Raw genomic sequence first — 7,163 nt, 5'->3', positions numbered from 1 at the left:
GACATATTTTAAAATAACCTTCTTTTATTATTATATTGTAAAAAAGAGACTGGAAATGGTAAAAATAATTGGTAGAAGACCGTAAATGTGGTATACTTTTCCTTGCGATTTCCACTGGTAGACAAATTTGGAATGGTATGATTTAAAGGAAAAGATACCCCATTTACGAAGTAATGATTTACCTATTTGAAAGATTTAACTTTTTATTAGTCAAAGAACCAAAAATACTTTTTGAATACTATTGAAAGCTACTATGCCATATTTTATGAAAAAAATTAGAATGAAATACGAAAAAGTGTTGTAATTACTGCTCATTGAATTTAAAATGATGAAGTGATTTTACATAAATGTTTTAACTGACGACAAAAGCTTTCCTCAACATATGCCGAAGGCTGGCAATCGTTTAACCAAAGGAGGAAACAGCCATGAAATTGCAAAAGCTGTTGGAAGGAGTTTCCTATAAATTACTACAGGGAAATCTGTCCATTGAGGTCGAAAAAATTGAGTATGACTCCCGAAAGATTCTTGCGGGAGATGTTTTTGTGTGCATAACCGGTTTTCAAGTGGATGGTCATAAGTTTGGAACGAAAGCAGTAGAAAATGGGGCTGTTGCGTTGATTTGTGAACATATGCCTCATGGGATCGATGGGGAAATTTCGGTTGTACAGGTTGAGAATGCCCGTGAGGCTTTGGCCCTCATGGCGGTGAATTATTATAATTTACCTTCTGAAAAAATGCATGTAGTTGGTGTTACTGGAACAAACGGAAAAACCACTACCACATATTTAATCAAGTCCGTATTAGATCATATGGGGAAAAAGGTTGGCATTGTGGGAACCATTGAGAATCGCATTGGGGACAGAATACTCCATACAGAGCGTACTACGCCAGAATCCAAGGAACTTCAGGAGTTGTTGGACACTATGGTAAAAGAGGACGTAAGCCATGTAGTTATGGAGGTTTCTTCCCATTCCTTAGATTTGCATAGGGTAGATGGCATTGTATACGAAGTTGGAATTTTTACAAACTTAACCCAGGACCATTTGGATTATCATAAAACCATGGAAAATTATAAAGAAGCAAAATCAAAGTTGTTTCAACGGGCAAAAAAAAGTGTAATTAATTTGGATGATGCCGCTGGCAACTTTATGAAGGAGAAGGCTACTGGTCAAGTATTGACCTTTGCTGTTGATAACGCCGCTGATTTGCAGGCAAAGGATATACAAGTTACTGCAGAGGGCACGAATTTTTCCTTGTCTTGGAGTGAAAAAGAATATCAAGTCCATTTGAGTACACCTGGCAGATTTAGTGTTTATAACGCCCTGGGTGCAATTGGTGCATGTTTGCTTCTGGAAATCCCCATGGAGGATATTATTATGGGGCTTCAAGAAAATCATGGGGTAGCTGGTCGTTTTCAAGCAGTGCGCAGTAAAAAAGGATATCAAGCAGTCGTGGATTATGCTCATACACCTGATGGGCTAGATAATATTTTAAAAACTGCCAGAGAGTTTGCCAAAGGACGCATTATTACTATTTTTGGCTGTGGTGGTGACAGAGATAAAACAAAACGGCCAATCATGGGCGAAATTGCTGGGGATAGTTCTGACTATTGTATTATTACCTCGGATAATCCCAGAACTGAAGACCCTCTAACTATTTTAGACGAGGTAGAGGCAGGGATGAAAAATACCAATTGTCCCTATAAAAAAATTGCTGACAGAAGAGAAGCGATTTTGGAAGGTGCAAAAATGGCAAAGGCCGGCGATGTAATTATCATTGCAGGAAAGGGACATGAAACCTATCAAATATTTAAAGATTGTACCATTCATTTTGACGATATGGAAGAGATACGAAAGGCTTTTGGTGAGGATTGCTTATGAAAAAAATGACCATTGGAGAAATCATTGAGGCAACGAATGCGCAGGTAATTGCAGTTGACGGTCTGGATGAAGTTTTAAATAAAACCATTTCTCATATTACCCAGAATTCTAAGGAAGTTACAAAGGACAGTCTGTTTTTCGCTGTACAGGGAGAGCGTGTGGATGGACATCAGTTTATTGAGGAATGCTTTGAAAAGGGCATTGCTGCTTGCTTGTCCTCAAAAGTAATTGCGCCAAAAAAAGGGAGCGTTTTACTTTTGGTTCCTGACGTAAAAAAGGCTTTGCTTAAATTGGCGGCACATTATAGAAATAAATTTGATATTCCTTTTATCGGGATTACCGGTAGTGTTGGGAAAACCACTACAAAGGATATAGTTGCTTCTGTTTTGGGGCAGAAATATGATGTTCTCTGGACACAAGGGAATTATAACAATGATATTGGTGTTCCTTTGACATTATTCCGCTTGGAGGATCATCATGAAATTGCAGTGATTGAAATGGGTATGAACCATTTTGGGGAAATTCATGCATTGGCGGAAGTGGTTCGTCCACAGTTAGGGTTGATTTCTAATGTTGGTGTTGCTCATATTGAGTATTTGGGCAGTAGAGAAGGCATTTTGAAGGCTAAATGTGAGATGTTTGATTTTATGCCGGAGGATGGCGTTGCGGTATTAAATGGAGACAATGATATGCTGGGCACTTTGGAGGGGAAGCTTCCTCAGAGACTGCGTTGGTTTGGTATTGAAAGCAAAAAGGATATTTATGCTGAAAACCTTGAGCTTATGGGCATGGAGAAAACAAAATGTACCATTCATACGCCGGTGGGTTCTTTTGATGCGATTATATCAATCCCAGGAGAGCACATGGTTTTAAATGCCCTTTCTGCCGTTGCCGTAGGGCTTGAGATGGGTCTTAGCTTTACTGAAATAAAAGGAGGCATTGAAAATTTTGTGCCTACTAAAAATCGAATGAACATTATGAAGCTAGAAAACGGCATAACGGTTTTAAATGATGTTTATAATGCAAATCCTGTATCTGTGAAGGCATCACTGAATATTCTTGCAAATGCAGATGGCCGTAAGGTAGCAATTTTAGGATTTATGGGAGAACTTGGAGAATACGCAGCCCAAATGCATGAAGAGGTTGGAGCCTATGCTGCAGAAAAAGGAATTGATCTCCTATTTTGCATAGGCGGGTTCAACAGTGAAATGGAGCGAGGCGCAAAAAACGGTGGACTCAAAGAGGTTTACTGCTTTGATAGTCAAGAGAATTTTTGGAACGAAGGTTTGGCAATGCTGAAAAATGGGGATGCTGTTTTGGTGAAGGCATCCAGAAGTATGGCATTGGAGAAAACCGTAGAAAAAATACAGGGAGTGAACTAAAGTGGGGTCATTGGAACAGGCGGTATACGCGATCATTATATCTTTTGTGGTGGGGGTTATCCTTTGTCCGGTTATGATTCCTATGCTGCATAGATTAAAGTTTGGGCAAAATGTACGGGATGATGGACCCCAAAGCCATTTACAAAAGCAAGGGACCCCAACAATGGGGGGCATTGCATTTTTAATTGCATTTGCTATAGCAGCAACCTTTTTTATGAAAGGGAATACCGATGGAACGGTAATTGTTTTGGTAACGGTTTGCTATGGTATTATCGGGTTTTTGGATGATTATATCAAGGTTGTAAAAAAACGTTCCCTTGGACTGCGGGCGATGCAGAAAATATTGCTCCAGCTCATTGTGACAGGGGCTTTTTGCTGGTATATGTATTATAGCGGCATTGGCACAGAAGTTTACATTCCTTTTGGTCGTGGAGCAAGTATAGATTTAGGAATTCTCTTTGTACCATTTTTATTTGTAACCATACTTGGTACAGTAAACGGGGTAAACTTGACCGATGGCTTGGATGGTTTGGCAGGCGGCGTTACGCTGATTGTGGCAGCATTTTTTGCCGTGGTGGCTTGGGCGGCAGGAAGCACCGTTTCACCCATTTGTGGGGCGATTATTGGTGGATTGTTGGCATTTCTGATTTTTAATTCCTATCCTGCAAAGGTTTTTATGGGGGACACAGGTTCCCTTGCCTTAGGAGGATTTATTGCCGCTACGGCTTTTATATTGAAGATGCCAATTTTTATTTTGATTGTAGGCTTCATTTACCTGTTGGAATCCATCAGTACAATGCTTCAGGTGGGTTATTTTAAGCTGACAAAACGTAAATATGGTGCAGGAAAAAGATTGTTTAAAATGGCACCTTTTCATCATCATTTAGAGCAGAGCGGTTGGAGAGAAACAAAGGTTGTCACTCTTTTCTATGTGACGACGGCAATGCTTTGTTTAATTGGTTTTTTGGGCTGCAATGATATGTTTTAAAAGGGATATACTATGTTTTGCTTCAAAGCATATTTCAGTTGAAAGGGTTTTTATGAAAGAAAAGTATGGTTTGCATCAATAAAAATGTTCTATAGTTTTTAACTTTTGCATAAAATTCGCTGAATATGGTAGTTCCATAGTGAAAATATTGGTTTATATTTAGAAGAAATATTTTTTTGTTTTACTGAAAACTTTTGGAAAGAGGGAATCTAAATTGGACTATAAGGATAAAAAAGTTTTGGTTTGCGGTATGGCGAAAAGCGGCATTTCTGCTGCCAAGCTTTTAAATACACTGGGGGCGAGGGTTACCCTTCAGGATATGAAAAAGCCAGAGGAAATAAAAAATTCTCAGCTTTTAGAGCAAGAGGGGATCACTCTTTTTCTTGGAGGGAATCCAGATGAAATTGTTTTAAACCAGGATTTAATTGTGCTAAGCCCAGGGATTCCATGTGATCTTCCATTTATTCTCAAGGCAGAGGCAGGTGGGGTTCCCGTAATTGGCGAAGTTGAATTGGCATATACCCTTACGCTCTGTCCTGTGACGGCAATTACAGGTACAAATGGAAAAACCACTACAACTACTCTAGTGGGGCAGATTATGCAGGCAGTAAAGCCAAATACGGCGGTGGTGGGAAATATCGGGGTTTCTTACAGTGGAGAGGTTTCACGGCTAACAAAAAATGATTGGGTAGTGGCGGAAATCAGCAGTTTTCAGATGGAAAAGGCAAAAACTTTTTCTCCCCATATTAGTGCAGTATTGAATATTTCGCCTGACCATCTGAATCGTCATAAAACCATGGAAAATTATATTGCAATGAAAGAACGAATTTTTGAGAACCAAACGGAAGAAGATTTTTGTATTCTAAATTATAGTGATGATGTGTGCCGAAAGATGGCGGCAAAAACAAAAGCGAGGGTGTTTTTCTTTAGTAGTCAAGAGTCTTTAGATGAGGGCATTTATCTGGAAGGCGATATGATTTGTGTACGCTGGGATGGCATTCAGGAAAATTTAGTTTCAGTTCATGATCTGCAAATATTGGGCATTCATAATTATGAGAATGCCATGGCGGCGGCAGCAATGGCAATTGCAGCAAATGTTCCATTGGGTATAATCAGAGAGGTTTTGAAAAATTTTTGTGGCGTTGCCCATAGAATTGAGTATGTTGCTACAGTGGATGGCGTAGATTATTATAATGACTCTAAAGGCACCAATACAGACGCATCTATACGTGCAGTGCTTGCCATGAGAAAACCCATTGTTTTAATTGGTGGAGGCTATGATAAGGGTGTATCCTTTGATGAATGGACGAAGCTTTTCCCAGGCAGAGTGAAGCATCTTGTTTTAATTGGTGTTACAGCCCAACAAATCAAGGAGTCTGCGGAGAAATTTGGTTTTACTGATGTTTCTATATGTGAAACCTTTGAAGAGGCTGTCAATCTTTGCAGAGAAACATCTCAGGGTGGGGACTGTGTTTTACTTTCTCCTGCTTGTGCAAGCTGGGGGATGTTTGATAATTATGAGCAACGAGGAGATATGTTTAAAGAACAGGTAAAAGGATTTAACGCTTAGGGATGCTAAAACTGGAAAGGGAATTGAAAGGCAAAGACCTTAGGAACGCTGTCCCTAAAACCTTGCAAGGGCTTTGCCCTTGACCCAATATGGAAAACTTTGTTTCCCGAGGGAAAGTATTAAATATTGATTGTATATCCGTCAAAAAATATAGTTTTTGAAAAAGGTTCAAGGGATGAAATCCATTGCGGAGATTAGGCAGGCCTTAAGGTTTGGTGGATGTTTTCCAAGGGGAAGTACTAAATAAGGATCAAGGGATGAAATCCTTTGCAGAGATTGAGGCAGAGCATCAAGGTCTAAAGACCTTTGTGTTATTTAATGGAATGAGCTCAAGGTTTTAACTAAAATCGGAAGAAACGGAGTGAGGAAATGGGAAGAGGGTATAGCCAAAGGAAGGGTCCAACTGCAAAACGAAAGCGAATTAAGCCCGATTCCTTCGATTTCACGGTTTTGTTCGTTGCATTGACACTTATGTTATTTGGTGTTGTAATGATTTTTAGCGCTAGCTACTACACAACCATGACCGGTGCTAAGTATAACTACGATATGTTTTTTTTCCTGAAACGACAAAGTGTTTGGGTGGTTTTGGGTGTAGTGGCAATGGTATTCTGCATGAATATTCCGTATAGTTTTTGGAGGCGTTTTGCACTATTGGCCTATTGGGCTTCAAATGTTTTCTTGCTTTTGTTACCGTTTATTGGTATTGAGGCCGGTGGTCAGAAACGCTGGCTAGGAGTAGGCATGTTGCAGTTTCAGCCATCAGAATTTACAAAATTGGCTTTAGTGCTCTATTTTTCTCAATATATTGTTAGTCATAGACAGGATTTGGCGAATTTCAGGGGTTTTGTTAAGGCATTGATGGTTTTGGCTTTGCCTGTAGGGCTAATTGCCATTTCCAACTTCTCCTCTGCTTTGCTGATTCTGTTGATGGGCCTGACCATGCTGTTCATCGGAAGCCCTAAAATTTGGTACTTCGTTGCGGGTGCAGGTGCAATTATTCCAGCGGGCGTACTTGCGGTTGTATTATTCCCATATCGACTAAGCCGTATTAGGGTCTGGCTAGACCCTTGGTCTGATCCCCCAGGAAAAGGATTTCAAACCATACAAGGGCTTTTTGCAGTTGCATCCGGGGGGATATTCGGCCTTGGTTTGGGTCAAAGCAGGCAGAAGACCTTCGTGCCCGAGTCTCATAACGATATTATTTTTGCAATTATTTGTGAGGAGCTGGGCATTATCGGGGCAGCTCTGGTCATTATCCTGTTTGCGGTTTTAATTTGGCGTGGCATCAAAATTGCCATGAATGCCAAAGATACATATGGAACATTGATGGCAACAGGCATTAC

5 protein-coding genes are annotated in these 7,163 nt (G+C 40.1%); all 5 read left to right on the top strand.

The window, feature by feature from the left end; translation table 11 throughout:
- Positions 1-425: 425 nt before the first annotated feature.
- Positions 426-1,880 carry a UDP-N-acetylmuramoyl-L-alanyl-D-glutamate--2,6-diaminopimelate ligase gene (locus tag RTK36_RS07310; RefSeq protein WP_312045748.1) on the top strand — a complete coding sequence of 485 codons (1,455 nt, stop codon included), beginning with the start codon at positions 426-428 and terminating at the stop codon, positions 1,878-1,880.
- A complete protein-coding gene (locus RTK36_RS07305; protein WP_312045746.1) occupies positions 1,877-3,262 on the top strand; it encodes a UDP-N-acetylmuramoyl-tripeptide--D-alanyl-D-alanine ligase in 1,386 nt (461 codons plus the stop codon). The genes RTK36_RS07310 and RTK36_RS07305 overlap by 4 nt, the downstream gene beginning before the upstream one ends.
- Position 3,263: 1 nt before the next feature.
- Positions 3,264-4,250, top strand: a complete 987-nt coding sequence (gene mraY, locus RTK36_RS07300; RefSeq protein ID WP_331654984.1) for a phospho-N-acetylmuramoyl-pentapeptide-transferase — start codon at positions 3,264-3,266, stop codon at positions 4,248-4,250.
- A 214-nt stretch (positions 4,251-4,464) separates the two neighbouring features.
- A complete protein-coding gene (murD, locus tag RTK36_RS07295) occupies positions 4,465-5,820 on the top strand; it encodes a UDP-N-acetylmuramoyl-L-alanine--D-glutamate ligase (RefSeq protein WP_312045744.1) in 1,356 nt (451 codons plus the stop codon).
- A 369-nt stretch (positions 5,821-6,189) separates the two neighbouring features.
- A partial coding sequence (locus RTK36_RS07290) for an FtsW/RodA/SpoVE family cell cycle protein (protein ID WP_312045742.1) occupies positions 6,190-7,163 on the top strand: 974 nt, incomplete at its 3' end.

The sequence above is a fragment of the Anaerotignum sp. genome (genome assembly GCF_031981185.1).
GTDB lineage: Bacteria > Bacillota > Clostridia > Lachnospirales > Anaerotignaceae > Chakrabartyella.
Note: the sequence above shows the minus strand (reverse complement) of the source record. Positions and strands in the feature narration are given on the sequence as shown.